General features: G+C 52.5%; 24 protein-coding genes. 17 read left to right on the top strand and 7 right to left on the bottom strand.

The features are described from left to right. Window positions 1–25 precede the first annotated feature (25 nt). From znuA to lpxM, 3 genes are all read left to right on the top strand, one after another. Complete coding sequence (znuA, locus tag ACA373_RS06265; RefSeq protein WP_253460729.1) at window positions 26–973, top strand: zinc ABC transporter substrate-binding protein ZnuA; 948 nt, start codon at window positions 26–28, stop codon at window positions 971–973. Window positions 974–985: 12 nt separating this feature from the next. Next, the gene (gene mepM / locus ACA373_RS06260) at window positions 986–2,317 is read left to right on the top strand and encodes a murein DD-endopeptidase MepM (RefSeq protein WP_253460731.1); all 1,332 of its coding nucleotides are present in this window, start codon (window positions 986–988) and stop codon (window positions 2,315–2,317) included. Between the two features lie 128 nt (window positions 2,318–2,445). After that, window positions 2,446–3,414 carry a lauroyl-Kdo(2)-lipid IV(A) myristoyltransferase gene (gene lpxM / locus ACA373_RS06255; protein WP_370734226.1) on the top strand — a complete coding sequence of 323 codons (969 nt, stop codon included), beginning with the start codon at window positions 2,446–2,448 and terminating at the stop codon, window positions 3,412–3,414. A gap of 29 nt (window positions 3,415–3,443) precedes the next feature. Here lpxM and ACA373_RS06250 read toward each other — a convergent pair whose 3' ends face one another. Next, window positions 3,444–4,673, bottom strand: a complete 1,230-nt coding sequence (locus ACA373_RS06250; RefSeq protein WP_301729444.1) for an MFS transporter — start codon at window positions 4,671–4,673, stop codon at window positions 3,444–3,446. 151 nt (window positions 4,674–4,824) lie between these two features. Next, window positions 4,825–6,267, bottom strand: coding sequence for a pyruvate kinase (pyk, locus tag ACA373_RS06245; protein WP_125287906.1), 1,443 nt, complete (start codon window positions 6,265–6,267; stop codon window positions 4,825–4,827). 660 nt (window positions 6,268–6,927) lie between these two features. On the opposite strand from pyk, the gene ACA373_RS06240 reads away from it, so the two are divergent. The 10 genes from ACA373_RS06240 (at window position 6,928) to ACA373_RS06195 (ending at window position 17,451) form a co-directional block, all read left to right on the top strand. Further along, window positions 6,928–7,758: a hypothetical protein gene (locus tag ACA373_RS06240; protein ID WP_253460740.1), complete on the top strand. Its 831-nt coding sequence runs from the start codon at window positions 6,928–6,930 to the stop codon at window positions 7,756–7,758. Window positions 7,759–7,762: 4 nt separating this feature from the next. Further along, window positions 7,763–8,488 (top strand): 2OG-Fe dioxygenase family protein, encoded by a 726-nt coding sequence (locus ACA373_RS06235; RefSeq protein ID WP_301252192.1) that lies wholly within the window; start codon window positions 7,763–7,765, stop codon window positions 8,486–8,488. After that, window positions 8,472–9,203 (top strand): SDR family NAD(P)-dependent oxidoreductase, encoded by a 732-nt coding sequence (locus ACA373_RS06230; protein ID WP_253460746.1) that lies wholly within the window; start codon window positions 8,472–8,474, stop codon window positions 9,201–9,203. Before ACA373_RS06235 ends, ACA373_RS06230 begins: the two co-directional genes overlap by 17 nt. 46 nt (window positions 9,204–9,249) lie before the next feature. Then, window positions 9,250–10,233: a TauD/TfdA family dioxygenase gene (locus tag ACA373_RS06225; RefSeq protein WP_253460749.1), complete on the top strand. Its 984-nt coding sequence runs from the start codon at window positions 9,250–9,252 to the stop codon at window positions 10,231–10,233. A gap of 4 nt (window positions 10,234–10,237) precedes the next feature. Next, window positions 10,238–10,585: a hypothetical protein gene (locus ACA373_RS06220; protein ID WP_253460752.1), complete on the top strand. Its 348-nt coding sequence runs from the start codon at window positions 10,238–10,240 to the stop codon at window positions 10,583–10,585. Between the two features lie 200 nt (window positions 10,586–10,785). Further along, window positions 10,786–11,970 (top strand): PLP-dependent aminotransferase family protein, encoded by a 1,185-nt coding sequence (locus ACA373_RS06215; protein ID WP_253460755.1) that lies wholly within the window; start codon window positions 10,786–10,788, stop codon window positions 11,968–11,970. A 157-nt stretch (window positions 11,971–12,127) separates the two neighbouring features. Further along, window positions 12,128–13,396, top strand: a complete 1,269-nt coding sequence (locus tag ACA373_RS06210; RefSeq protein WP_370734225.1) for an acetyl-CoA carboxylase biotin carboxylase subunit family protein — start codon at window positions 12,128–12,130, stop codon at window positions 13,394–13,396. Between the two features lie 18 nt (window positions 13,397–13,414). After that, window positions 13,415–14,638 (top strand): MFS transporter, encoded by a 1,224-nt coding sequence (locus tag ACA373_RS06205; RefSeq protein WP_253460762.1) that lies wholly within the window; start codon window positions 13,415–13,417, stop codon window positions 14,636–14,638. A gap of 491 nt (window positions 14,639–15,129) precedes the next feature. Continuing rightward, window positions 15,130–16,605: a glucose-6-phosphate dehydrogenase gene (gene zwf, locus ACA373_RS06200; RefSeq protein WP_301252187.1), complete on the top strand. Its 1,476-nt coding sequence runs from the start codon at window positions 15,130–15,132 to the stop codon at window positions 16,603–16,605. Between the two features lie 207 nt (window positions 16,606–16,812). After that, complete coding sequence (locus ACA373_RS06195; protein WP_253460768.1) at window positions 16,813–17,451, top strand: bifunctional 4-hydroxy-2-oxoglutarate aldolase/2-dehydro-3-deoxy-phosphogluconate aldolase; 639 nt, start codon at window positions 16,813–16,815, stop codon at window positions 17,449–17,451. Window positions 17,452–17,684: 233 nt separating this feature from the next. On the opposite strand, the gene purT is transcribed toward ACA373_RS06195, so the two are convergent. Continuing rightward, complete coding sequence (purT, locus tag ACA373_RS06190; protein WP_301729447.1) at window positions 17,685–18,863, bottom strand: formate-dependent phosphoribosylglycinamide formyltransferase; 1,179 nt, start codon at window positions 18,861–18,863, stop codon at window positions 17,685–17,687. A 138-nt stretch (window positions 18,864–19,001) separates the two neighbouring features. Here purT and ACA373_RS06185 point away from each other — a divergent pair, with 138 nt between their 5' ends. After that, entirely contained in the window at window positions 19,002–19,346 is a 345-nt protein-coding gene (locus ACA373_RS06185) for a YebG family protein (RefSeq protein WP_125287894.1), read from the top strand. A gap of 153 nt (window positions 19,347–19,499) precedes the next feature. Here the strand turns inward: ACA373_RS06185 and ACA373_RS06180 are convergent, their stop codons facing one another. After that, on the bottom strand, window positions 19,500–20,330 hold the full coding sequence (locus ACA373_RS06180; protein ID WP_301729448.1) for a sugar phosphate isomerase/epimerase: 831 nt from the start codon (window positions 20,328–20,330) through the stop codon (window positions 19,500–19,502). A 208-nt stretch (window positions 20,331–20,538) separates the two neighbouring features. On the opposite strand from ACA373_RS06180, the gene ACA373_RS06175 reads away from it, so the two are divergent. After that, window positions 20,539–21,183 carry a tellurite resistance TerB family protein gene (locus ACA373_RS06175; RefSeq protein WP_301729449.1) on the top strand — a complete coding sequence of 215 codons (645 nt, stop codon included), beginning with the start codon at window positions 20,539–20,541 and terminating at the stop codon, window positions 21,181–21,183. A gap of 138 nt (window positions 21,184–21,321) precedes the next feature. After that, on the top strand, window positions 21,322–23,385 hold the full coding sequence (locus tag ACA373_RS06170; RefSeq protein ID WP_369894818.1) for a prolyl oligopeptidase family serine peptidase: 2,064 nt from the start codon (window positions 21,322–21,324) through the stop codon (window positions 23,383–23,385). Here the strand turns inward: ACA373_RS06170 and exoX are convergent. The 3 genes from exoX to ACA373_RS06155 all read right to left on the bottom strand — a co-directional run bounded on the left by exoX (window position 23,382) and on the right by ACA373_RS06155 (window position 25,120). After that, window positions 23,382–24,044: an exodeoxyribonuclease X gene (gene exoX, locus ACA373_RS06165; protein WP_253460780.1), complete on the bottom strand. Its 663-nt coding sequence runs from the start codon at window positions 24,042–24,044 to the stop codon at window positions 23,382–23,384. The genes ACA373_RS06170 and exoX overlap by 4 nt on opposite strands. A gap of 12 nt (window positions 24,045–24,056) precedes the next feature. Further along, complete coding sequence (locus ACA373_RS06160; RefSeq protein WP_301252183.1) at window positions 24,057–24,815, bottom strand: carbon-nitrogen hydrolase family protein; 759 nt, start codon at window positions 24,813–24,815, stop codon at window positions 24,057–24,059. A 74-nt stretch (window positions 24,816–24,889) separates the two neighbouring features. Beyond that, window positions 24,890–25,120, bottom strand: coding sequence for a DNA polymerase III subunit theta (locus tag ACA373_RS06155; RefSeq protein ID WP_125287889.1), 231 nt, complete (start codon window positions 25,118–25,120; stop codon window positions 24,890–24,892). 149 nt (window positions 25,121–25,269) lie between these two features. Here ACA373_RS06155 and yobA point away from each other — a divergent pair, with 149 nt between their 5' ends. Continuing rightward, the gene (yobA, locus tag ACA373_RS06150) at window positions 25,270–25,641 is read left to right on the top strand and encodes a CopC domain-containing protein YobA (RefSeq protein WP_370734224.1); all 372 of its coding nucleotides are present in this window, start codon (window positions 25,270–25,272) and stop codon (window positions 25,639–25,641) included.

Here is a 25,641-nt window from a genome sequence, read left to right as displayed (position 1 = left end):
ACCTGTCACGATGGACTGAATCATTATGTTACATAAAACCAAGCCCTTGTTAACGCTGCTTTCTGCCCTGGGATTTGCCGCTTCGCTGACCTCTACCGCCCAGGCTGCGGTAGTGGCCTCTGTTAAACCGTTGGGCTTTATCGCTGCCGCTATTGCCGATGGCGTTACGCCGGTGGAAATTTTACTGCCGGATGGGGCTTCAGAGCATGATTACGCGCTGCGTCCTTCGGACATTAAACGCCTGCAGAGCGCGGATCTTGTGGTCTGGATCGGGCCGGAAATGGAGGCTTTCTTGCCGAAGGCGGTCGCCGCGCTGCCCGCGCAAAAAAACCTCGAACTGGCTGAGTTAACGGCGGTTAAACCCCTGCTGGTTCGTGGGGCGGATGACGATGCGCACGAGCATGAGGAGGGCGCTGAAGCAGCGGATGAACATGCCCATGCGCACCACCACGGCGAATATAATATGCACTTGTGGATGTCCCCGGAAATCGCAAGGCAATCTGCGGTTGCAATCCATGCAAAATTATTGGAACTTATGCCGCAGAGCAGAGACAAACTAGACGCGAACCTGCAGCATTTTGAGGCAGAATTGGCCACGGCTGATACGCAAATAGCCGCTCAGCTTGAGCCGGTAAAAGGGAAGGGTTATTTCGTTTTTCACGATGCTTACACCTACTTTGAAAAACATTTCGGTCTGACTCCTGCGGGTCATTTTACCGTCAACCCTGAAATCCAGCCCGGCGCTCAGCGTTTACATCAAATTCGAACAGAGTTGGTTGAGCAAAAGGCCGTCTGCGTCTTTGCTGAGCCACAATTCAGGCCGGCCGTGATCGATGCTGTTGCCAGAGGAACCAAAGTGCGTACAGGAACGCTGGATCCGCTGGGAACGGACATCACTCCGGGAAGAGACAGCTATGTGAAATTCCTCTCACAGCTGTCCAGCCAGTACGCGAGCTGCCTGAAAGGAGCTTAGAGGAACTAATACGTGCAGCAAATTGCCCGCGCTGTCGCTATGGCGTTTAATACATTGCCGCGAACCCACCGCGTTATGCTGGGTTCGCTCACCGTTGTTACGCTGGCCGTCTCCGTATGGCGGCCTTTCGTTTACCATCCCACCGTCAGCGGTGAAAATCCGATCGTCAAAAGCATAGAGCTGGATAAAGAGCAGCTGCGTACGCTGTTGCCGGAAGCCAGCGAGCCAATCGATCAGGATATGCCTTCGCCTGATGACGACGTGCCGAAAGATGAGATAGACCAGGATGTGCCCAGCGAAACCGGCACGCATGATTACGTGGTGTCATCGGGAGATACGTTAAGCAGCGTTCTTAATCAGTATGGCATCGATATGGGAGATATCAACCAGCTGGTCAAGGTGGATAAGGATCTGCGTAACCTGCAAATTGGTCAGCAGCTCTCCTGGACGTTAACCGACGACGGCCAGCTGCAGCGGCTGACATGGGAAGCGTCGCGCCGCGAAACCCGCACCTACGATCGTTCCGGCAACACCTTTAAATCCTCCGCTGCGGTTCAGCAGGGCGAGTGGCAAAACAACGTGCTCTCCGGCACGGTGGAGGGCAGTTTCGTGACCAGCGCGCGAAACGCCGGGCTGAGCAGCGGCGAAATCAGCGCCGTGATCAAAGCGTTGCAGTGGCAGATGGACTTCCGTAAGTTGCGTAACGGCGACCGTTTCTCCGTGCTGATGTCGCGCGAGATGATGGATGGCAAGAGCCAGCAGAGCCGCCTTGCCGGCGTTCGTCTGCAAACCGGCGGCAAAGACTACTATGCGATTCGCGCTGCCGACGGCAAATTCTACGATCGCAGCGGCGCCGGACTGGCGCACGGCTTTATGCGCTTCCCGACGGCCAGACAGTATCGCGTGTCGTCCAACTTCAACCCGCATCGCCTGAATCCGGTGACCGGTCGTGTCGCGCCGCATAAGGGCGTGGACTTCGCTATCCCGCTGGGCACGCCGGTGCTGGCGGTAGGCGACGGTGAAGTGATCGTGGCGAAACGCAGCGGCGGCGCGGGCAACTATGTTGCCATTCGTCATGGCCGTCAGTATATGACGCGCTATATGCATATGAAAAAGCTGCTGGTGAAGCCAGGCGATAAAGTGAAGCGCGGCGAGCGCGTTGGTTTGAGCGGCAATACCGGTCGCTCAACGGGGCCGCATCTGCACTTTGAAGTCTGGATCAACAACCAGGCCGTCAATCCGCTTACGGCGAAGCTGCCGCGTATGGAAGGGCTGACCGGTAAAGACCGCAGCGATTATCTGGCGCAGGTTCGCGAAGTCACGCCACAGCTGCGCTTTAAGTAAGCATTAACTTTCCCGCCAAAAAAGCCGACGCTTTAGCCGTCGGCTTTTCTTTATGGGTAAAATGAGGCGGGCATTGCAAAATTGTGCGTCGGCACTATCATTAGCCGCTCAGAATTTGAGGCGAGTGCATGGAAAACAAGAAAAGCAATAATGAATTTATTCCCACCTTTCGGAAATCCTTTCTGCTGCCGCGCTATTGGGGAAGCTGGCTGGCGATTGGGCTTTGCGCCGGAATGGCCTGGCTCCCGGCAAAAATGCGGGATCCGTTACTGGGCGCGCTGGGGCGCTTCGCCGGAAAATACGCGAAGAGCGCGCGACGTCGTGCGCAAATCAATTTGTTTTACTGTATGCCTGAGGTAGCAGAAGCCGATCGCGAAAAAATCATTGATGAAATGTTCGCCACGGCGCCGCAGTCTATAGTGATGATGGCCGAGCTGGCTCTGCGTCCGGCCCATGCAGTGCAGCGTATCACCTGGCATAATAAAGAAATTATTGAGCAGATCGGCGCGCAAAATCAGAACATCATCTTTCTGGTACCGCACGGCTGGGCGGTGGATATCCCGGCAATGGCGCTGGCTTCGGAAGGGCATAAAATGGCGGCCATGTTCCATCACCAGCGGAACCCGGTAATGGACTATATCTGGAACGCGGTGCGCCGCCGTTTTGGCGGCCGTATGCACTCCCGGGATAACGGCATCAAGCCGTTTATCAGCTCGGTGCGCCAGGGATACTGTGGCTATTACTTACCGGATGAGGATCATGGCGCAGAGCACAGCGAATTCGTGGATTTCTTCACCACCTACAAGGCCACGCTGCCTGCGTTAGGCAGGCTGATGAAGGTCTGCCGTGCCCGCGTGGTGCCGCTGTTCCCGGTTTACAACAGCAAAACGCATCGGCTGGATATCTATTTGCGCTCGCCAATGGACGATCTGCTGGCAGCGGATGATAAAACGCTGGCGCGCAGAATGAATGAGGAAGTGGAGCTTCTGGTGCGGCCTAATCCTGAGCAGTACGCCTGGATTTTGAAGCTGCTGAAGACCCGCAAAGAGGGTGAGACTGAGCCTTACCGCCGCAAAGATCTTTTCCCTAAAAAATAAAAAAAGCCCCGCCGTCTGGCGGGGCTTTTTTACTGTGCCAGCGCTATCCGTCGGTTACGCTCGCGCAGAAAGGCTTTCACCAGCCAGAACCAGAGCAGTCCGCAGGCCAGATTGACCAGGCTGAACCAGAAGCTGCCGCCGCTGAAATAGGCGCTTTTCACCGCTTCGATCCCTAACGTAAAGACCAGAATACTTACCATGCCCAGCATCGCGGCGACGCTGCCTTTGCCCGACGAGCTGGAAAACAGCGTCAGGCGGTAAAGGCCGGCGTTAACCAGCCCCGTGCCAAAACCGTACAGGCTCAGGCCTGCGGTAAGCCAGAGGTAGCTGTGGGCGTTCAGCGCGCTGGCAAGCGTTGCTACCGCCAGGCCAATCAGGATCGGCCACGTGGCCAGCTTCAGCGGCTGCTCAATCGGTACGCGGCCGGACAGACGGCCCAGGGTCAGATTGCCGATAATCATCGCCACAAACACCGGCAGCTGGAGCAGCGCGTAGGTCATACGGGAAAGATGCTCGTCATGGATCAGGATCACCGGCGACAGCGCTACCCAGCCCAGGCAGGGGATACTGACCAGGCCGATAGCCAGCGAACCGCTCATCACCTGGCGATCCCGCACCAGGCTAAGATAGCCTTTGCCCAGCGACTTAACTGAAACGGAGGTGCTGCGGTCGCCCGCGGTTTCCGGCATCGTTCGCCACAGGCCGACCAGCGCTACCGCGCTGACGGCGCCGAACAGCCAGAACATCGTGCGCCAGTCGCCCACCGAGAGAAAGGCGGCACCGGCCAGCGGGCCTGCCAACGGTGCCAGTAGCGCTACGTTAGCCATCAGCGCCATCATTTTCACGCTCAGGGCTTCGTTAAAGGCTTCCTGGATGGCGGCATAGCCGACCGCGCCAATAAAACAGAGGCTGGTGCCCTGCAGGAAGCGCATCAGGATAAACTGCCCGACGGAGCCGACCCAATGTGTCCCAACGCAGGCCAGGGTAAAAAAGGCCACGCCTGCGAGCATCACCGGCCTGCGGCCAAGCTTGTCGGAAAGCGGCCCCAGCAGCCATTGCAGCACGATGCCGCCGGCCAGATAGGCGGTTAGCGAGGCGGAAACCCATTCCGGGCCGACGCCGAACTCGTTGGTCACCAGCAGCATTCCGGGCTGGATCATGTCATGGGCGATATAGCTGGCGAACTCAAACAGCACCAGCGAAAGGGGAAAAATCAAATGGCGACGAGTGATGGCCGTCACCGGAACAAAAGCGGGCATTAAGGCTCCTTCCAGAGTAAACAGGATCTAAATCGCGACAGCATACGGGAGTTGTATGACGGGCGGATAAAAAGTTGCTGAAAAAATAGCGGAAAAGGGAACAGCAGGGTGGAAAAAGTTATCGGGCGCGAAGGCCCGATAACCGTAAGCGTTATTCTACCCGCAGCACGCGGCTGGTATTGGTGGTGCCGGTGGTGCTCATAACGTCGCCCTGGGTGACGATGACCAGATCGCCAGACATCAGGAAGCCTTTATCACGCAGCAGATTAATCGCATCATGCGCCGCAACCACGCCGTCATTGTTGCTGTCGAAATAGACCGGCGTCACGCCGCGATACAGCGCGGTGAGGTTTAACGTGTGCTCATGGCGCGACATCGCAAAAATCGGCAGGCCGGAAGTGATGCGTGAGGTCATCAGCGCGGTGCGGCCGGACTCCGTCATGGTGATAATCGCGGTAACGCCCTGAAGATGGTTGGCGGCGTACATCGCGGACATGGCGATGGCCTCTTCGATATTGTCGAACTGCACGTCCAGACGGTGCTTGGAGACGTTGATACTCGGGATTTTCTCCGCGCCAAGGCAGACCTTAGCCATGGCTGTGACGGTTTCCGCCGGATACTGGCCCGCTGCGGTTTCCGCCGACAGCATAACGGCATCGGTTCCGTCCAGCACGGCATTCGCCACGTCCATAACTTCTGCGCGCGTCGGCATAGGATTGGTGATCATCGACTCCATCATTTGGGTTGCGGTGATAACCGAACGGTTCAGCTGGCGAGCGCGGCGGATCAGCGCTTTCTGGATGCCGACCAGTTCCGGATCGCCAATTTCAACGCCCAAATCGCCCCTGGCGACCATCACCACGTCCGACGCCAGGATAATGTCATCCATGGCTTCCTGCGACGCTACGGCTTCCGCACGTTCAACTTTAGAAACGATTTTCGCCTCGCAGCCTGCTTCGCGAGCCAGACGGCGAGCGTAATTCAGATCTTCGCCGCAGCGTGGGAAGGAGACGGCCAGATAATCCACGTCGATTTTAGCGGCGGTGATAATGTCCGCTTTATCTTTTTCCGTCAGCGCGTCGGCAGACAGCCCGCCGCCCAGCTTATTGATGCCTTTATTATTGGAAAGCGGGCCGCCGACGGTGACTTCGGTAAAGACTTTCATGCCCTGGACTTCCAGTACTTTCAACTGTACGCGGCCGTCGTCCAGCAGCAGGATATCGCCCGGCACAACGTCGGCCGGCAGGCCTTTATAGTCGATACCTACCTTTTCTTTATCGCCTTCGCCTTTACTCAGGCTGGCATCCAGCAAAAAGCGGTCGCCCTGGTTAAGGAAGACTTTGCCTTCTTTAAAGGTGGATACGCGAATTTTAGGGCCCTGAAGATCGCCCAGAATGGCCACATGACGGCCCAGCTTTGCCGCAATTGCGCGCACGTTGCTGGCGCGCTGCATATGATCTTCTGGCGTCCCGTGTGAGAAGTTAAGTCGAACCACGTTGGCCCCGGCAGCGATAATTTTTTCGAGATTATTGTCGCGATCGGTAGCCGGACCCAGGGTGGTAACGATCTTGGTTCTTCTTAAACGTCGAGTCATGGGGAGTTCCTTGTGTTTAAAAACCACGGATGAAAGGTCAGGCCGTCACCCGCGGTGCATCTGTGCACATCTATACTGATGAAACAAAGCGGGAACCGTTCTGTTTCTTTTAGTATTGGTTCTGCAGACGGGCGGCAAAGCCCTCAATGGATACAATACTGGGACGCGTGGCTGAAGTCACCACCTTGTCTCCGTCCGCCGCCGCAATTTTAACAGGCGGCGTAATCTCACCAGACGATCCGGTAGCAAAAAGGGAGCAAAAAGCTTAAGCGATTATTCCGATTCTGAAGAAAAAAACCGCCGAGAAAATGCCTTAAATTAGCCGTGTTTTCCGACAGACTGTAGCCACTCTGTACGCCGCTATTCTCACGGGCGCAGCATTTAATGCCAGAGCGAAGCCGCAAACCAACGGATAGTAGCGACTAATTTATCAACAGTAATCATTCACAACGCTCGCGAAATAATTATCACTTAAGTTTATTATCCACAGAGAGGACTTTCACGCTTAAAACAAAAGTGGAATTTGGTCGCCGATGACAATGCCCAATGAGTAATAATGTTGACGTTAAAAAAACCAGGTGTTAAAACATAACCATATTATAACAATTGATTTATTATTTTGTATCAGGGGAATAACAATAATAACTTTTGTGAGGGTGTATGCCGTTCCAATACTATGAAGACGTTATCGAAGACCTGGACTTATATAAAATATCAAAAATCATCCTGGAAGGAAATGCTGATGGCAGAGTGCTTTATATCATTCGTAATGCGGTAGACCCGGCGGTCTGTGAAAAAATAAAAAGTAATTTTTATGAAATTATGCGGATAAAAGGCAATCACCGCCCGGATGACGGCTTTGTGAAAACAGAACAGATAGGTTCTTCACAATTCCATAAAACCGGAATGGAATACATCAATGCCACCCTGGAGTCGGATGCGGACGTTCTGAATTTATATCAGGGTATGTCTGATGATGTAGTGAGAACGCTTTATATGGATAAACAGCTGGAAAATTTCTTTTCTCAGGAAAAAATTTCTTATCGACCGTCGGCGTTTAAAAGCCATAATGCCAATTTTGCCACCACCAGACGATGGCTGGACAACGGTAATATGTCGTTATGGCCACATGATGACAGCGCCCAGTTAAAATTTGCTGAGCAAGACGGTTATGAAATTGCAGCGGCTAAAAACGTTATTTCTTCCAATCTGTGCGTTTGCGATGCTGCTAACGGCGGGGAACTGAAGGTGTGGAACTGTAGGCCGGATGACAATATCCGTAAAGAATTTGATGTTCTGGACACAGGTTATCCTTATCCATTGGCGTTCGCTGATAGCTTTGAAAGTTTCACAGTGCGTTTAAAACCTGGCGATCTTTATTTTCTCAATGCTTCCTATCTCCATGGCGTGACCAGTTCGGTAGAGAACGAGAGGATCAGCTCCGGTCGCTTTATCGGTTATATCGATAATAAAGTGGTCTGGTGGACGTAGAAAAATGGAAATAGATAATATTGTTCAGGATTTACAAGGGCAGGGTTACGCTAAGTTTAATCTTAAGAACTTCACAGATTTCACCATTGCTGAAGATGAGCTTAAAATTTTAAAGGCTAATTTTGCCGATATGCCTTTGGATACCTATTCTGAAGGAAATCGATTAAGAAATTATATTCAGGTTGCCTGGCAGAACAACGAGGTAACTTATGGAAAGTTTGAACCTTATCAGCAAACTAAAAGATATAATCCCGTAACAGGTGGCGTGGTCAGAGACTATCAAAATATCGGTGCGGAAATCCTCAAAACAGCGCTGTTCAATAAGATAGTGAAAACAGATATCGACATTGTAAAAAATATCGAAGACATGCCGCCCGTTGAAGAGTTAATGATTGGTGTACATCTGTTTCGCTATAACGCGGGAAAAGAACCGGCGTACAGTTCTCCTGCATGGCTACACAAAGATGATGAGGACGTCGTTTTTATGCATCTGGTGGATGTTTCGGAAGATCTTGTCGGCGGAGAAAGCATAATAGCTAAGCATCCTAAGAGGATTGACCGTGTATTAAGGATGAAAAAAACCTTTGATACGTTAGTGGTTAATCATCGCTGTTTTCATGCGGTCACGCCAATGAGTGTGCCAGAGGAATATGACGATAATGCATTTTTGCACAGGGATATCATCCTGGTAACTTTCCAAAAAAGGGAAACGGGTGAAGGTATTGAATGAAAATATAGCAATTGTTACCGGAAGTAATGGCGGTATTGGCAAAGAAATCGTTTACTCCCTGCTCGAGAGGAACTATCAGGTATTCGGACTGGATCTTGAAAACGATATAGTTCGTGATGGCTTTAAATTTATCAGAACGGATTTGATGGACCTGAATGCTCTGAATGAAAATTCATTCAATGACTTACCGTTCGGCGAATACAACCTTCTGATCAACGCTGCCGGTATCAGGGAGATCGTACCCTTGCTGGACCTGAGTCTTGAAAACTGGTCGGCTGTATATGCAATCAATACCACCGCGCCTTTTCTAATTTCGAGAAACTTTTGCAGAAAGCTGGTCGCACAAAACAAAGAGGGAAGTATTGTTAACATTGCTTCTGTAAGCGGGATTCTGGCTGAACCTGACAGAACCGCCTATGTCTCGTCGAAACATGCTTTAATTGGCCTGACAAAACAGTTCGCTCTGGAGTTTGGTCGTCAAGGAATAAGGTGTAACTCAGTATCACCGGCTATTACCCGTACGGGAATGACTGAACACTATTTTCATGAAGAAGCCACCATGAAAAAAATATACAGTGGAATGTATTCAACCCGAACAGGCGAACCCCAGGATATTGCCGCCGTGGTTAATCTGCTCTCCGACAGAAATTCGCAATTTATCAACGGCGCGAATTTTGTTATTGATGGCGGATGGACCTGCGGCAAAGATTTGTAATAGCGGTCTGTTAACAGCTGCGTTAAATAATTACTGGAGAATATCAGTGATCGAAACCGTATGGATTTCATGGGAAGAACAGCAGGGCCTGAAAAGACTGGCTGAAAGTTTTAAAGAGTTTGATGATGAGATGCTTTTTTCCTCGCTCTCAAGTCTGAAAGAACAAGTTAAAAATATCCTTAGCCCGGAGACGTTCGCCGCTCTAATTGGTTTTATGCCTGGTGAAGGAAATATTCTGCGCGTCAACGGTCTGCCTTTTGACTATAACGTTAAAGAGACACCTTATACCGGCTATGTTGATAACGCCGATCTGCCGATAGCCAGCGTCATGCAGTTTGCTGTTTTCGCAGCCTGCGGTATTTTCCCGATATCTTATCTGCGTGAGAACAAAGGGCTCCTGTTCCGTCACGTGGTGCCGACGCGAAAAAGGGCAAAAAGAGTCAGCTCTCACGGCAGCGCATTAACGTTGGATATGCATGTTTCAAATCCGATCCTGCCGATAATCCCGGAGGAAACCAATAATGTATCAGGTTCGCCGGAAATTTTATCTTTCTATGGTATACGCCCGGATCCGGACGTCTTCACAGAAGTCGTGGAGCTGGATGAGGTGTTGCAACAGCTTGAACAACGCGTTATTGACGAGCTATGTGAGAAAAAATACTACTTTCGGATGCCATCGTCATTTAATGGCGATGAGTTGAAAGGGCCGCTAGCTATCCTTGGCATCAAAGACGGGATGTACTACAACAGGACAGATATGGATACGGTTATTCCTGTTGACTATCCTGCGCTGGTCAGCTTAAACATTTTTATGGAAGCCACCAAGAAGGTTAAGCATTATCACCGCCTTCAGCTTCCACCAGGCGATATGTTGCTGTTTAAAAATCAGCGTACCCTGCATTCCCGACAGAAGTTTGTAGCCCGATATAACGGGCTGGATCGCTGGATGGTGCGCCTGTACGGTAGTGCAAACATGGCCCGCCATCACGCGGCAGATGAATCAAAAAGATACCTTGGGTTAACTTATTAATATTATGAAAAATCTTATCATCAGTGATTCAGTCGTCAACCTGAGTAAAATCGATGCGGCGCTGACCGATAACGCTTGCGTAGTGAAAGGTTACTATCCGGAAGAAGCGGATACTTCTCCCTTTGTTGCCATCGGCTCCAGTCTACATGAAGCTGTAGCCGACAGTGAAAATATTGTTATTTCACTCGAGGAAGATAAGTGGGACAACATATTACTGGGATTAGCAGGGATTCTTACCAGAATTTCGGAAGAAACTAAAATTTTCAACTATACCGCCCTCGATCAAGAGAAGTTAAAAATCTATACGCAATTTTTAACCTCAAAAAACCTTGTATTTATAAATAAGGTCTGATTCAGGTAGCCATTTCCCCGGTTTATGTTGCAAAAAAATAGAAGCTAACAAACGCTGCCTGGCTTTGCTGCGGGCGGCTTTTTTACATGGAAAAAGTAATGATTACCGCGCAATTAGGCTCCTCACATTATTGTAGTTACAGAATTTTAACAGTAAGATAAAACGGCGATTAAAAAAATAATTTTCATTGGGAGTGAGCAATGCTTTCTAAAAAGTCCGCTGGTATCAAATCCTCTGCTGTCAGAGAATTGCTGAAATTCAGCAAAATTCCCGGTGTTATATCGCTTGCAGGAGGAATTCCTGCCACCGATCTTATCGATGTTGAAGGTATCGATACCGTTCTCAAAGATATTTTATCTCGTGAGCACAGAGGTTTATTCCAGTATAGCGTTACCGAAGGCGAGGAACACCTGCGTGAGCAGCTTTCTCGCTGGAACAGCGGGCATAATCTGAATGTGGATGCGGAAAGCATTATTATTACTAACGGGTCGCAACAGGCTATCGATCTTTTAAGTCGCGTTTTCCTTGAAAAGGGTGACAAAGTATTTGTTGAACGGCCAACTTATCTGGCGGCGCTGCAAATTTTTGGCTATACCGACGCCACGGTCGTTGAGCTGGAATATGATTCTGAAGGTATTGAACTGAACCTGCTGGAAAAAGAGATGGCGGCAGGCGGGGTGAAAATGGTTTACCTTACGCCAAACTTCGCCAACCCTACCGGTAATACCATCAGTTATGAACAGCGCGTGAAAATTGCTAAGCTGTCGCAACAATACCAGGTGGTTATTATTGAAGACGATCCTTATGGGCATCTGCGCTTCAGCGGTGACCCCGTTCCCTCAATATTTTCTGTCGCGCAAAGTCTGTTCGGTAAAAATCATAACGTCTGCTATATGTCCAGCTTCTCAAAAATCTTCTCACCAGGATTACGATTGGGCTGGCTGGCCGTGCCCGAACATTTCCACATGGCAACGGTTGTCGCCAAGCAGGCATTAGATTTGCATACTTCTACTTTAAATCAAAGCATAGCCGCACATTATATTGAGTCCGGTAGAATCAATGAAAGAGTGGAGATATTAAAGGCCACCTACAAAGACCGACGCGATTACCTGATTGGATCCTTACATGAATATTCAGGCGGCGATATCACGTGGAATACGCCTGATGGGGGAATGTTCCTGTGGTGTCACCTCGCGGAGGGTATCGACGCCTCGCAGCTTTTGCAGGAATGTATTAAAGAAAATGTCGTGTTCGTACCCGGAGAAGTGTTTTTTGCGCGGGATCCGCAAAAAAATTCACTGCGGCTCTCTTATTCCATGCTTACCGCAGAAACGGCGCGGGAAGCAGTGATACGAATTTCCAGGGCGCTGAAAAAAATAAAATAGTCCAATAAGGATCGTTAGCTTTACGGCTAATGGTTCTCGATCGCAGCGCGGCTTTTGCCGCCCTTAATCGTGCCTGCTGTTAATGAACGGGGCAGGTTACGTATGTAAAAAATGCAGCGGCAGACAGTAAAACATAAGATTATTTAGAGGGAAGTTTATGAATAAGCATGGCGATTATATCCTTCTGGTAGGGGCAGAAGTCCCTTTCCGCGAACGTGCCTTTGCCGGCGCTTTACGCGCTTCTGAAGGAATGGATGTTTTTACCGTCAGTAATACTATTTTTTCTCATACGCTTAAATATTTTGATGGCTATATTTGTGCACCCATCTCGGATCATGAGAAAGTTCTACAGGAAGTTATACGGTACGAGGAATTAACCGGAAGAACGCCGAGGGCGGTTATTCCTACCAATGATTTTACCGTAGTTACTGCTGCCTTCGTTGCTAAACATTACGGATTACCCCACAACGATCTCTCCGTTGTCGAAAGATGCAGAGATAAATTTATCATGCGGGAATGTTTGCAAAATGCGGGCCTGCCGGTGCCAAAATATTATCAGGTTGCCAAACTTGACGAGCTACGTAGCGCCGTTGCGCAGACAGGTTATCCGGCCATTATTAAACCACGCCTGATGGCGGGCAGCCTGGGCGTAATAAAAGTTTCTTCGGAAGAAGAGCTGGTGCGCGCTTTCGAAAAAAGCATTGCCGATGTCAAAAGCATCAATGGCGAAGCCAATGCCGACGAAAGTTTATTTATTGTCGAAGAATTTATCGCATATGAGTTTGAAGTCAGTGTGGAAGTCTTGAATACCCCTGATTTTAGCCGTGTTATTGGCGTGACGGATAAATACCTTGGCGCGCCGCCGCATTTCGTTGAACTGGGGCATGTAGTACCTTCCCGATTTACCTCCCATCGCGATCTTATTGAACTTGCTGAAAGAACCTGTCGTACGTTAGGGATTAAATACGGTATTGCTCATTTCGAAGCCAAAGTCAGCGCTAAGGGCGAGATTAAAATTATTGAAGTAGCCGCCAGGACGGGCGGTGATAGCATCATGAGTCTGGTTGAAAAGGTTTATGGCTATAACCCTTATCAGCTGCATGTCTCATCCTATATTAATCCTGAAATGGTTTTCGCTTCCCGCCTCGACTCCGCCAAAGGCATTGCCGCTATTGCTTTTATGAAAGCGGAAACGGGGAGGCTTACGCAGATAAACGTGCCTGCCTCGTTGCCTGAAGAAATCCTGCATCTCAATGTCATGGCCGTACAGGGCCAACAGATTTTTCCGCTGGACTCGTGGCGTAACCGGGAAGGTATTATCGAATTTTTCTGGCCGGGCGAAACGCAAAGTGAAACGCTGTTTACCCAACATCTTGAAATGGCAAAAACGCTTTCAGCGCAAACTTTTATAACGGAATCTGTGTAACAGAGTAAAGGAGTCGTTTTGGGCGCTTTTAATTTTCATAAATTCATCATTAGCAGAGGACTGGGCGCCCTTTGCGATCAGTTTCTGATGTTCGCCGTTCCTTTGGCTATCCTTAAATCAACCGGTTCGACCAGCCTGTCTGCTTTATCATTTGTTATCGAGTGGATACCCCGAGTGCTGTTTTTTCCGATTGCCGGAAGTTTACTGCAGGGGAAAAACTTCAAAAAAATATTTTTGTCGTTAGATGTCTTCAGATGCGCAGCCCTGGCGGCTGCTTTTTTACTGGTTAACATCACCGGCATATTTGCCACGCTGACCACGCTGATGGCCATCATGTCTCTGTGTTACGTCCTGAATTTTGTCTCGATCGAGTCCATTATACCGGCCAATGTTCCACGTGAAGAGTATGCCAGAGTGCATTCCAGGATACAGACGGTAGAGCAATTTTCACAGATCCTTGGGCCAGCCATCGCCATTGTTATTTATAGCCACGCACACGTAAATGGCATTCTTTTGATCTCGGCCGCGCTGTTTTTGCTGTCGGCCGCGAACCTTTTAACATTATCTATTGCCTCGCCTGAATCCGCAGGAGTGACTAAGGTCAAAGATATCCTGCGCTCTAATCGCGAAGCCTTTGTTTATCTTTTCGAAGACAAGAAAATTATTTATCTGTGCACTATGACATGGATTGTCAATATCATTTATGGCGTGGTTTTAGCTATCTCTCCGGCCGTTATCCTTAAGCATTTTAAGCTGGAGTCGGGAGCGTTAGGCCTGATGCAAAGCGTTGCGGCTTTAGCGTCAGTGCTGCTTTTTTACCTTATTCCTCGGTTGACGCTTCGCTTCAGCGTGACGCTGATTGGGCAACTTTCACTGTTAATCATATTAGCGAGCGGCCTGTTTCTTGGACTGGCAGGTAATTATTATGCTTACGTGGCGCTTTATGCGCTTCTGAGCGCCTTTGACGGAGGCTTCAGCGTTTATATCAGAATTATGCGTAGCACGATTATTCCTGCTGCAATTTTGTCCAGGGTAATCGGCGTGGTCGGCATGTTGAATTTGCTTTCTATTCCAGTAGGCGGCCTCGCCGTAAGCCTGCTCTCTGAAAAGACCACGCTGCAGAACATCATTCTACTGGCCTTTGCGCTCTCGTTTGTACTGACCATAGTCCTGCTTTTTGTTGGTCGACTAAAGTTTGGCTATAAAAAATATTTCCCTCAGGTGCCAAAAGAGGCGAGCTGATATTTTGCCATCGCTGATGCTCGCGTTCTGCAAGGGGGAAGGTTTAGCTCTCTTCGCGACATTCTGGATACTGCTGCATGGCGGATTATGAAAAGACTGGCGCAACTTCTGTTGTAACTTTAAACAGTGACAGTGCTTTTTTACTATCTGTTTCGTCGATTTCTTTTAAAGGCGAAATCGATGATTTTTTGCTGCGGTAAAAAGCGTTAGTTAACTGTCGTTGAGCTGCTTTTCGCTGATTTTAACGCATTATCCTCGTTATATTCCGTGTGCTTCTGGTCGGAACGCTTAGTAAGCGAGCGGAAATTTTAAGCACAAACTGCCTGTGTATTGGGCGGCAAAAAGCTTTGAGACTGGCTACTCTGTGCTGGCGGGGCGTCGCCAGGTTTACGCCGACCCGGCAAAAGCAGTACATTGTATTGAAAGAAAATTAAAAGCCTGACCGCGCTGGGATCCGCCGGTCGGGTTTATCCTGCAACGAGGAGAATAGAATGGCGGTTACACAAACAGCCCAGGCATGCGATCTGGTGATTTTTGGTGCCAAAGGCGACCTTGCACGCCGGAAACTGTTGCCTTCCCTGTACCAGCTGGAAAAAGCCGGACAAATCCATGAAGAGTCACGTATTATTGGCGTGGGCCGCGCGGAATGGGATAAAGCGGCTTATACCAAAGTCGTTCGTGAAGCGCTGGAAACCTTTATGAAGGAAACCATCGACGAGGCGCTTTGGGATAAGCTGAGCAGCCGACTCGACTTCTGTAATCTGGACGTTAATGACGCGGCCCACTTTACCAAACTGGGCAAAATGCTTGACCAGAAAAAGCGCGTCACCATCAACTACTTTGCTATGCCGCCGGGAACGTTCGGCGCTATCTGTAAAGGTCTGGGCACCGCTAAACTGAACGCGCAGCCTGCACGCGTCGTGATGGAGAAGCCGCTGGGCACCTCGCTGGAAACCTCGCGCGAGATCAACGATCAGGTGGGCGAATACTTCGAAGAGAACCAGGTTTTCCGTATCGACCATTATTTGGGAAAAGAGACGGTACTGAACCTGCTGGCGCTGCGCTTCGCCAACTCGCTGTTTGCCTCTAACTGGGATAACCGCACCATCGATCACGTGCAGATTACCGTGGCGGAAGAGGTGGGTATCGAAGGACGCTGGGGTTACTTCGATAAAGCGGGCCAGATGCGCGATATGATCCAGAACCACCTGTTACAGGTTCTGACCATGATTGCGATGTCGCCGCCGGCCGATCTGACCGCTGACCGTATCCGCGATGAAAAAGTCAAAGTGCTGCGCTCGCTGCGCCGTATCGACCACACTAACGTGCGCGATAAAACCGTGCGCGGACAGTACACCTCCGGCTTTGTGCAGGGCAAAAAAGTCCCTGGCTATCTTGAGGAAGAAGACGCCAACAAATCCAGCAATACCGAAACCTTCGTCTCTATTCGTGTCGATATCGACGACTGGCGCTGGGCTGGCGTGCCGTTCTACCTGCGTACCGGCAAGCGTCTGCCGACCAAGTGTTCGGAAGTCGTGGTTTATTTTAAAAACCCGGCGCTGAATCTGTTTAAAGATTCCTGGCAGGAACTGCCGCAGAACAAGCTGACCATTCGTCTGCAGCCGGATGAAGGGGTGGATATCCAGATCCTGAATAAAGTACCGGGGCTGGATCACAAGCACAATCTGCAAACCACCAAACTGGATCTAAGCTTCTCGGAAACCTTTAACCAGTCGCACCTGGCCGACGCCTACGAGCGTCTGCTGCTGGAGACGATGCGCGGCATCCAGGCGCTGTTTGTACGTCGCGACGAGGTGGAAGAGGCCTGGAAGTGGGTCGATTCCATCATGGAAGCCTGGGCGGCCGATAACGAAGCGCCTAAACCGTATCAGGCCGGGACCTGGGGGCCGGTTGCCTCAGTCGCGATGATTACCCGCGACGGCCGTTCCTGGAACGAGTTCGAATAAAACGCTCGACTAACCCGCTTCGGCGGGTTTTTTTACGCCTGGCGTCGGCCTGTAAAAAATTGAACCGCAGTTTCAAAAATATCTTTGGCGCATGGACGCACCCGCTCATAATCCTGTATGGTAGCAGACGATCACTTTTCGGACGCCGCGCGCGTCGTTTTTGCCCGCCTTATTGAAGCAGGCAGGCCTGACAGGAGAAGCAGGACGATGAGTAACTGGGAAACAAGCGCTGAAAAAATTCTTACCACCGGGCCGGTCGTACCGGTCATCGTAGTCAACAAGCTGGAACATGCGGTGCCGATGGCGAAAGCGCTGGTCGCGGGCGGGGTGAAAGTGCTTGAGGTAACCTTGAGAACGGCCTGCGCAATGGATGCGATAAAAGCGATGATCGCAGAAGTGCCTGAAGCCATCGTCGGCGCGGGCACGGTGCTGAACGTGCAGCAGCTGCGGGAAGTGACCCAGGCGGGCGCGAAATTTGTTATCAGTCCCGGCATCACCGAGCCGCTGCTACAGGCTGCCGTGGAAGGGCCAATCCCGCTAATTCCGGGGATCAGTACCGTATCTGAGCTGATGGCCGGCATGGATCACGGCCTGCGCGAGTTTAAATTTTTCCCGGCGGAAGCCAACGGCGGCGTGAAAGCGCTCCAGGCCATCAGCGGACCTTTCCCACAGGTTCGCTTCTGTCCGACCGGCGGCATCTCTCCGGCCAACTACCGGGACTATCTGGCGCTGAAAAGCGTGCTGTGCATCGGCGGTTCGTGGCTGGTGCCGGCGGATGCGCTGGAAGCAGGGGATTACGATCGCATTACGCAGCTGGCTAAAGAGGCGGTAGCAGGCGCGCGCTAATGCCGTTCAGAGCGTAAAACTAAAAAAGGATGGCTGGCGGCCATCCTTTTTGCTGAGGCGGGTACAGCGCCGGCCGCCAGCTTTACAGAGGCGGGAGCGCATCAGCCGCTGATTTTACGCTAACGATGCAGAAGCGCGCACAGCGTCAACCGCTGACTTTTACGCCAGCAGCGCAGAAGCGGGGCAGCATCAGCCGCAGATTTTACGCTAATTATGCAGTAGCGCGCACGGCGTCAACCGCTGACTTTTACGCCAGCGGCGCAGGCGACAGCACGCTGCACGGCCTCATCAATATCGTCACCGGTTGCCAGCGCAACGCCCATGCGACGTTTGCCCTGAACTTCCGGCTTGCCGAACAGACGAAGCTGCAAGCCCGCGCCAAGTACCGTATCCAGATTGGCGAACTGCACGTTATCGCTGCTCAGTTCCGGCAGGATCACCGCCGAGGCCGCCGGGCCATACTGGCGGATGCCGCCAACGGGCAGGCCAAGAAAAGCGCGGACATGCAGCGCAAATTCCGAAAGATCCTGAGAAATCAGCGTTACCATGCCGGTGTCGTGCGGGCGAGGGGAAACCTCGCTAAACACCACTTCATCCCCGCAAACGAACAGCTCCACGCCAAACAGCCCGTGCCCGCCCAGTGCGATAACCACTTTCTCGGCAATCTGCTGCGCGCGCTGTAAAGCCAGCTCGCTCATCTGCTGCGGCTGCCAGGATTCGCGGTAGTCGCCATCTTCCTGGCGGTGGCCAATCGGCGCACAGAAGTGGATCCCATCGGCAGCGCTGACGGTCAGCAGCGTGATCTCAAAATCGAACTTCACTACGCCTTCCACTATCACCCGGCCTGCACCGGCGCGTCCGCCCTGTTGGGCATATTCCCATGCGGCAGCAAGCCCTGCGGCCTCGCGGATAAAACTTTGCCCCTTGCCGGAAGAGCTCATGACCGGCTTCACGATGCAGGGAAAGCCAATTTCCTGCGCGGCCTGATTAAAGTCCGCCACGTTGTCGGCAAAGCGATAAGAAGAGGTCGGCAGCGCCAGCTCTTCTGCAGCCAGGCGGCGGATACCTTCGCGGTTCATGGTCAGACGAGCGGCGCGAGCCGTCGGCACCACGCGCTGCCCCTGTTTTTCCAGCTCAATCAGCATATCGGTAGCGATGGCTTCGATTTCCGGCACGATATAGTCCGGACGCTCCTGCGCCACCAGCGCTTTCAGCGCCTCGCCATCCAGCATATTGATTACGTGACTGCGATGGGCGACATGCATCGCCGGTGCATCGGCATAGCGATCCACCGCAATGACTTCAACGCCCAGACGCTGACATTCCAGCGCCACTTCTTTACCCAGCTCGCCAGAGCCAAGCAGCATTACACGCGTTGCCGCAGGACGCAGCGCAGTACCAAGAGTTGTCATAAATCTCTACCTGATTAGAGGAAAAAATGCGGGCGCAGTATAAACGAAAACGATTGCGTCTTCATCCGATTTCCGGGCTTGAGAAAAATCCCCGGCCTGATATACTGTATAAAAATACAGTTAAACGAGGTGGGCACTATGGCTGTTGAAATCAAATATGTTGTCGTCAGAAAAGGTGAGGAAAAGATGACTTTCGCCAGTAAGAAAGAAGCCGACGCTTATGACAAAATGCTGGATATGGCCGAAGTGTTCTGCGACTGGCTGAGCGCTGCGCCATTGGATATGGATGAAAATCAGCGCGAGGCGTTGGGGATGTTCCTGTCGGAAAACAAAGATGCCGTGCAGCATATCCTGCGTACCAGCAAAATGCCGGAAGCGGAGTCCTCCCGTCCCGTTGCGTCAGTCGCTGCGTTAACCGCTGAGGATGCCGATGCCGATGCGGAAGAGAAGAAGCCCAAAGCGGGGCGCATTAAAGCAGCCTGAGGCGGTCTCGTCTGTAGTATGTGACGTTGTGGCTTGTTTACCAGCCCTGTCGCTACCAGATGCCCTGATAAGAGGGCGTTATCAGTAGCAGCCTGTCCTCGGACAGGCTTTTTATCTTTCTGTTTAGCGTTTACAGACCACAGCTTTTCAGGTTCAGGCGATTGTCGCCTGCGCACAGCAGCGTTTCAGCGCGTGCATGGCTTCTTTCGCCGCATCGGAAGGCGAGCGCTGTTTAATCTCATCATTAAAGACTTCCAGCCCAACCGGCCCGCTGTAGCCTTCCGCTTCCAGATAGTCCAGCAGCGTATAGAGCGGGAAGTTGCCCTGGCCCGGCAACAGCCGATGGTGCCTTGCCGTTTCCACCAGTTCGCTGCCGGAAGGCAGCGTGGCTAAATCGGAAAGCTGTACCAGGAAAATTTTGTCCATCGGGATGCCGTTTAAGTCGGCCACGGTTCGGTTGCGTACAAAAATATGGAAGGCATCCACGACCAGGCCCAGATTAGGCTCGTTAATACGCTGTACCAGCTGCCAGGCGGCGGCCGTAGTATTGATATGGGTGCTCCATGCCATCGCCTCAAAGGCGACCCGCAGCCCACGCTTTCCCGCTTCCTGCGCCAGCCAGCGAATATCCTCTTCTTCACGCCCGGCGATACACTCTTTTTGCGTAGAGGCTGGCGTCAGCAGGGTGGTGGCGCCCAGCGCCGCCGCTGTCTCCATCATTTTCAGCGCGTCGCGGCGTTTTTCCTCGCGCTGATCGTCCGGTGCGCCGTCAAAATCCAGCAGCACCTGGTAATCCGTCAGGGCAAGCCGCTGTTCCTCAAGCAGGCTGGCTACAGCCTGAGGCGTACCTTCAGCCGAGTCCACATCCTGCCGCCACAATTCCAGCTGGCTGAAGCCAGCCTGAGCGGCGGCGATAATTTTCTCTTCCGTTGTGCCGCTCAGTAAAACCGTATTAATAAAAAGTGGATTATGTTGAAAACGCATCCTGTTCCCCTTAAAGCTCAATAGCAAAAAAATGGACAGAGAGCCGGTAAACGGTCCGACCTTTTGACTCTCGCCTGCTGACAAGTATAGCGACCTGTGCCGATTCGCCAGCCTCATCAGCGCGCTAAAGGTTTTCCAGGCTTTGCCTGACTTGACGCTTCCTGACGTTAGCCGCTCTATGCTGGTTTTTTTACAATAAGGAGAGCATATGACTAACTGGCTGCAACAAATTCAAACCGTGTTAGGGAAAGGCAAGGGCGGCGGCGAGGGCCTGAGTAAAATGCTGGCGCCGGGCGCTTTAGGCGGCCTGGCCGGGCTGCTGATCGCCAATAAATCTTCCCGTAACCTGCTGAGCAAATACGGTAAAAACGCGCTGATTATTGGCGGCAGCGCGGCGGCGGGCGCGCTGCTCTGGAACAAGTACAAGCAGCGCGTCAGCGAAACGCATCGTGAAGAGCCGCAGTTTGGGCAGCAGGCCACCGCAGTGGGCAGACGCGCGGAGCGGCTGGTGCAGGCGCTGGTGTTTGCGGCAAAAAGCGACGGGCATATTGACGGCGAAGAACGTAAGGCCATCAATGAGCATATTCATCAGGCGGGGCTGGGCGCGGAAGGCGAGCAGCTGTTGCAGCGCGCTATCGATATGCCGCTGGATCCTAAAATGCTGGCGCAGGATGTGAAAAACGAAGAGGAAGCGCTGGAACTCTACTTCCTCAGTAATCTGGTCATTGATGTCGATCACTTTATGGAGCGCAGCTATCTGCAGGCGCTGGGCGACGAGCTGAAAATTCCGCAGGACGTCCGCGAGAGCATGGCGAAAGATATCCAGCAGGAGAAGCAAAAGCTGGTCGCCTGACTCTTTCCGGGCGCCTTACCCGGCCCGGAAAGCTTTTTTAACGTTGTTTATCAACTCTTGTCAACGCGCTGCGCTTGGCAATCACCGCCGTAGCTGCCACCCTTACTCTGTATAACTGATTCAGCGGGGCAGCAAATGATAAAACCACCAGTCGCTAAAAAAATACCTTACGAGATGAGCGCGCACGGCGAGACGCGCATAGACAATTACTATTGGCTGCGTGACGACAAGCGTGAAGATACGGCCGTGCTGGACTACCTGCATGCGGAAAACGACTACGGGCAGGCCGTAATGCAGACGCAGCAGGCGCTGCAGGAAAAATTACTGAAAGAGATGGTCGATCGCGTGCCGCAGCGCGACAGTTCCGTTCCCTACGTCAAAAACGGCTATCGCTACCAGCGACGCTATGATGAGGGCAACGAATATGCCGTCTACACCCGCCAGCCGGAAGAAACCGCCACGCCGGAAGAGTGGGAGGTGCTCGTTGACGGCAACCAGCGCGCCGCCCACAGCGAATTTTATACGCTGGGCGGCCTCGGCATCAGCCCAAACAATGAAGTGATGGCGTTGGCGGAGGATTTTCTGTCACGCCGTCAGTACGGCATCCGCTTCCGCAACCTTAAAACCGGCAACTGGTATCCGGAGGTGTTGGATCACGTCTCTTCCAGCTTCGTCTGGGCCAGCGACAGCCGCACTTTTTACTATGTGCTGAAGGATAAACAGACGCTGCTGCCCTGGCAGGTATGGCGTCACCGGCTGGGCACCCCACAGCGGGATGACGAACTGGTCTATGAAGAGCAGGATGAGACTTTTTACGTCAGCCTGCATAAAACGATGTCCGAGCACTTTATTCTGATTGTGCTCAATAGCACCACTACCAGCGAAATCCGGCTGCTGGACGCCGAATTTGCCGATGCACAGCCGCAAATTTTCTGCCCGCGCCGTAAGGATCACGAATACAGCCTGGATCATTACGATCACCATTTTTACGTGCGATCCAACCGCGAAGGCAAAAATTTCGGCCTGTATCTCACCGATCATGTGAAAGAGGAAAAATGGCAAACGCTGATTGCGCCGCGCGATCACGTTATGCTGGAGGATTTTGCGCTGTTTCGCGACTGGCTGGTGGTGGAAGAGCGTCAGCGCGGCCTGACCAGCCTGCGGCAGATTAACTGGCAGAGCGGAGAAGATTACGGTATCGCTTTTGACGATCCGGCCTATGTCACCTGGCTTTCCGTCAATCCCACGGCGAATACCAGCAAGCTGCGCTATGGCTACTCCTCAATGACCACGCCGGATACGCTGTTCGAGCTGGATATGGACAGCGGCGAGCGGAAAATCCTCAAGCAGACGGAAGTTAAGGGTTTTGACGCCAACGACTACCGCAGCGAACATCACTGGATCAAGGCCCGTGACGGCGTGGAAGTGCCCGTTTCGCTGGTCTATCACCGTCAGCACTATCGACCTGGTAAGAGCCCGATGCTGGTTTACGGCTATGGCTCTTACGGCAGCTGTATGGATGCGGACTTCAGCTCCAGCCGCCTGAGCCTGTTGGATCGCGGCTTCGTCTTCGCGCTGGCGCACATTCGCGGCGGCGGCGAGCTGGGCCAGCAGTGGTACGAAGATGGCAAATTGCTGAACAAGCTCAATACCTTCCATGATTTTATCGACGTGACCAATACGCTGGTGGAAAAAGGCTATGGTAACCCGGAAAAGCTCTATGCCATGGGCGGCAGCGCTGGCGGCCTGCTGATGGGCGCAGTTATCAATATGGCGCCGACGCGCTTTCACGGCGTGGTGGCGCAGGTGCCGTTTGTGGATGTGGTCACCACGATGCTGGACGAATCTATCCCGCTGACCACGGGAGAATATGATGAGTGGGGCAATCCGGCGGACGAGCGTTACTATCGCTATATGCGTCAGTACAGCCCTTATGACTGCGTCACCGCGCAGCACTATCCGCATATGTTGGTGACCACCGGGCTGCATGATTCCCAGGTTCAGTATTGGGAACCGGCGAAATGGGTCGCGAAACTGCGTGAGTTTAAAACAGACGATAATCTGCTGCTGCTTTGTACCGATATGGATGCCGGGCACGGCGGTAAATCAGGCCGTTTTAAATCTTATGAGGGCGTGGCGCTGGAATACGCTTTCCTGATTGGCCTGGCGCAGGAGACGCTAAGCGCCGCCAGCGCCCGTTAATCCGCCGACAGAGCCCGTTCCATTGCGCTTTTGAGATCGGGCTTCAGATCCGGGATATTTTTTAGCATCCACTTCAGGTATCCCGGATCGCGCTTCACCACATCATCAATACGGCTACCGCGATATTTGCCGAACGGGAAAGTGGCGCTGGAGCCGCGAACCTGCATCCGGCGCACCATTTCTGGCGCATCCCAGCCGGAAAATTCCATAATACGGATCAGCAAAGCCGCCGTAACGTAGCAGTCGTACAGTGCCCGGTGAGCGTGGAGATCCGCTGGCGGCGTCACGTCCAGCTGTAAAGCTTCACGCAGCGCCTGGTTACCGTATTTTTTTCCGGGCCACAGGCCTCTCGCCAGCGTCATAGTACAAATCCATTCGCCCGGCATTTCCGGCAGCATCCGACGGTCAAAGCTGGCATTGTGAGCGACGTAGTAAGGGCTGCCGTGGTAGCGGCCAATCGCTTCTTCAATGGTGGGCTTGCCCAGCACCATCGTTTCAGTGATGCGGTGGATGGCCATAGCCTGACGGCTGATGGGCCGATCCGGACTGATCAGATCGCTCATAGGGTTCACGATCCTGCCGTCGATAACGTCAACGGAGGCGACTTCCACTACGCCGCCCTGCAAGCCACAGGTTTCGGTATCTATTACGCGTAACATAATTTCTCTCTTTCAGAGGGCGGTAGCCGTGCGTAAATCGTGCACTTCGCCCTGCCATTTGCTGTCCTGACGCCGGGCAATAACCAGCTGCTCGCCGCTACCGCCAGCGATAATCTGACGGCCATTTTCATCCCAGACGGCGCTTTTCCCCGCGCTGTCAAAACCGCCCGTGGGCAGAGCGTGGTTAGCCATCAGCACGGCAATATTGAACTTACGCGACCAGCGCGCCAGGTATTCGCAATCCTTGTGATAACCTTTTTCAGAAAGGAGCACGCTGGTGGCATAAAGATTAGCGCCACGATGCGCGGCATCGCGAGCGTAGTCTTCCACGCTGATATCGGCGCAGACCGCCATCGCCACATGATGATGTTGGTAGCCAAACACGGGAACGCTTTGTCCGGGATGGAAGAAGGGTTTTTCCGCCTCTACCAGATTGCGTTTAAAATAGGCCAGGCGCGTGCCGTCAGGCAAAAAAGCCAGCGCGCAAAGGCGTATTTTATCGCCATCCTGCAAAGGAACGCCGGTAACAATACTCATACGGTATTCTGTCGCCGCTTCGGCAAAAGCGTTAAGGCGCACATCGTCTATCGACATCGCCAGCTGGCTGGCAAGCGCAAGCTCATAGCCGGTGATGGAAAGCTCCGGGAACAGCAGTAAATCAACCTGATGTTCAGCGGCCTGACGAACAAAAGCCAGATGGCGTTCTATATTCCACTCGATTTCTCCGGGACGAGACCCTGATTGCGCAGCGGCGATGCTCCAGACGGACATAAATATACTCGCGATACGGTTTTTGAGACGTTATCTCAACCGAAGCGACCAGGAAACACAAGTTATTCGCGTAACTATTTTTGCTTCGGCTCATACGGCAGGCGGGAAAGGCTGAGCGACGCCTGTCGATAATGCGTCAGCCGCTGACGAAACCAGTCGCGCAGGGCCTCCGGCTGCTCGCGCTCCACCATCTCCGCCACGACCGGCATATTGTAGCGCTCTTTAAACGCCACGCCTGCGGCAGCTATATCAACATTGATTTTGTCTTTTTCTTCCTGCGGCAGCACCGCCAGATTGTAGTTCATGATGGCCTCCATTGACTCGCGGCAAAAATAAAGCAGACGGCCGCGTTTCGCAAGCCTGACGGCGGGGTAAAGCCCTTAACGACTCGACACTTTATTGGTAGCGGAGTATTCTTTCGGCCTTGTCGCAGCCCCGGGCTGCACCAAACGGGATGGATTCAATGCGTAGGTCAATGATTTTCGCGCTGGCGCTGAGTGCCGCCGCTTTTTCACAGCAGGTTTCTGCTCACGCCCACCTTAAAAGCCAGTACCCGGCAGCGAATGCCAATGTGGAAGCTTCGCCGCAGGCGCTGACGCTGACGTTTTCGGAAGATATCGAACCGGCTTTCAGCGGCGTTGAGGTCACGAACGGTCAGCAGCAGGCCATGCCGCTCTCCGAAGCCGAGCGTGCGCCAAAGCAGCATAATCAGCTAATCGTGCCGCTGGCGAAGCCGCTGAGCAGCGGACAGTATCAGGTCAACTGGCATGTGCTGTCGGTTGATGGTCATAAAACTAAAGGAACCTACACCTTTAGCGTGCAGTAA

Origin of the sequence: Erwinia sp. STN24, assembly GCF_041320675.1 — a bacterium.
Classification (GTDB): domain Bacteria; phylum Pseudomonadota; class Gammaproteobacteria; order Enterobacterales; family Enterobacteriaceae; genus Erwinia; species Erwinia aeris.
Note: the sequence above shows the minus strand (reverse complement) of the source record. Positions and strands in the feature narration are given on the sequence as shown.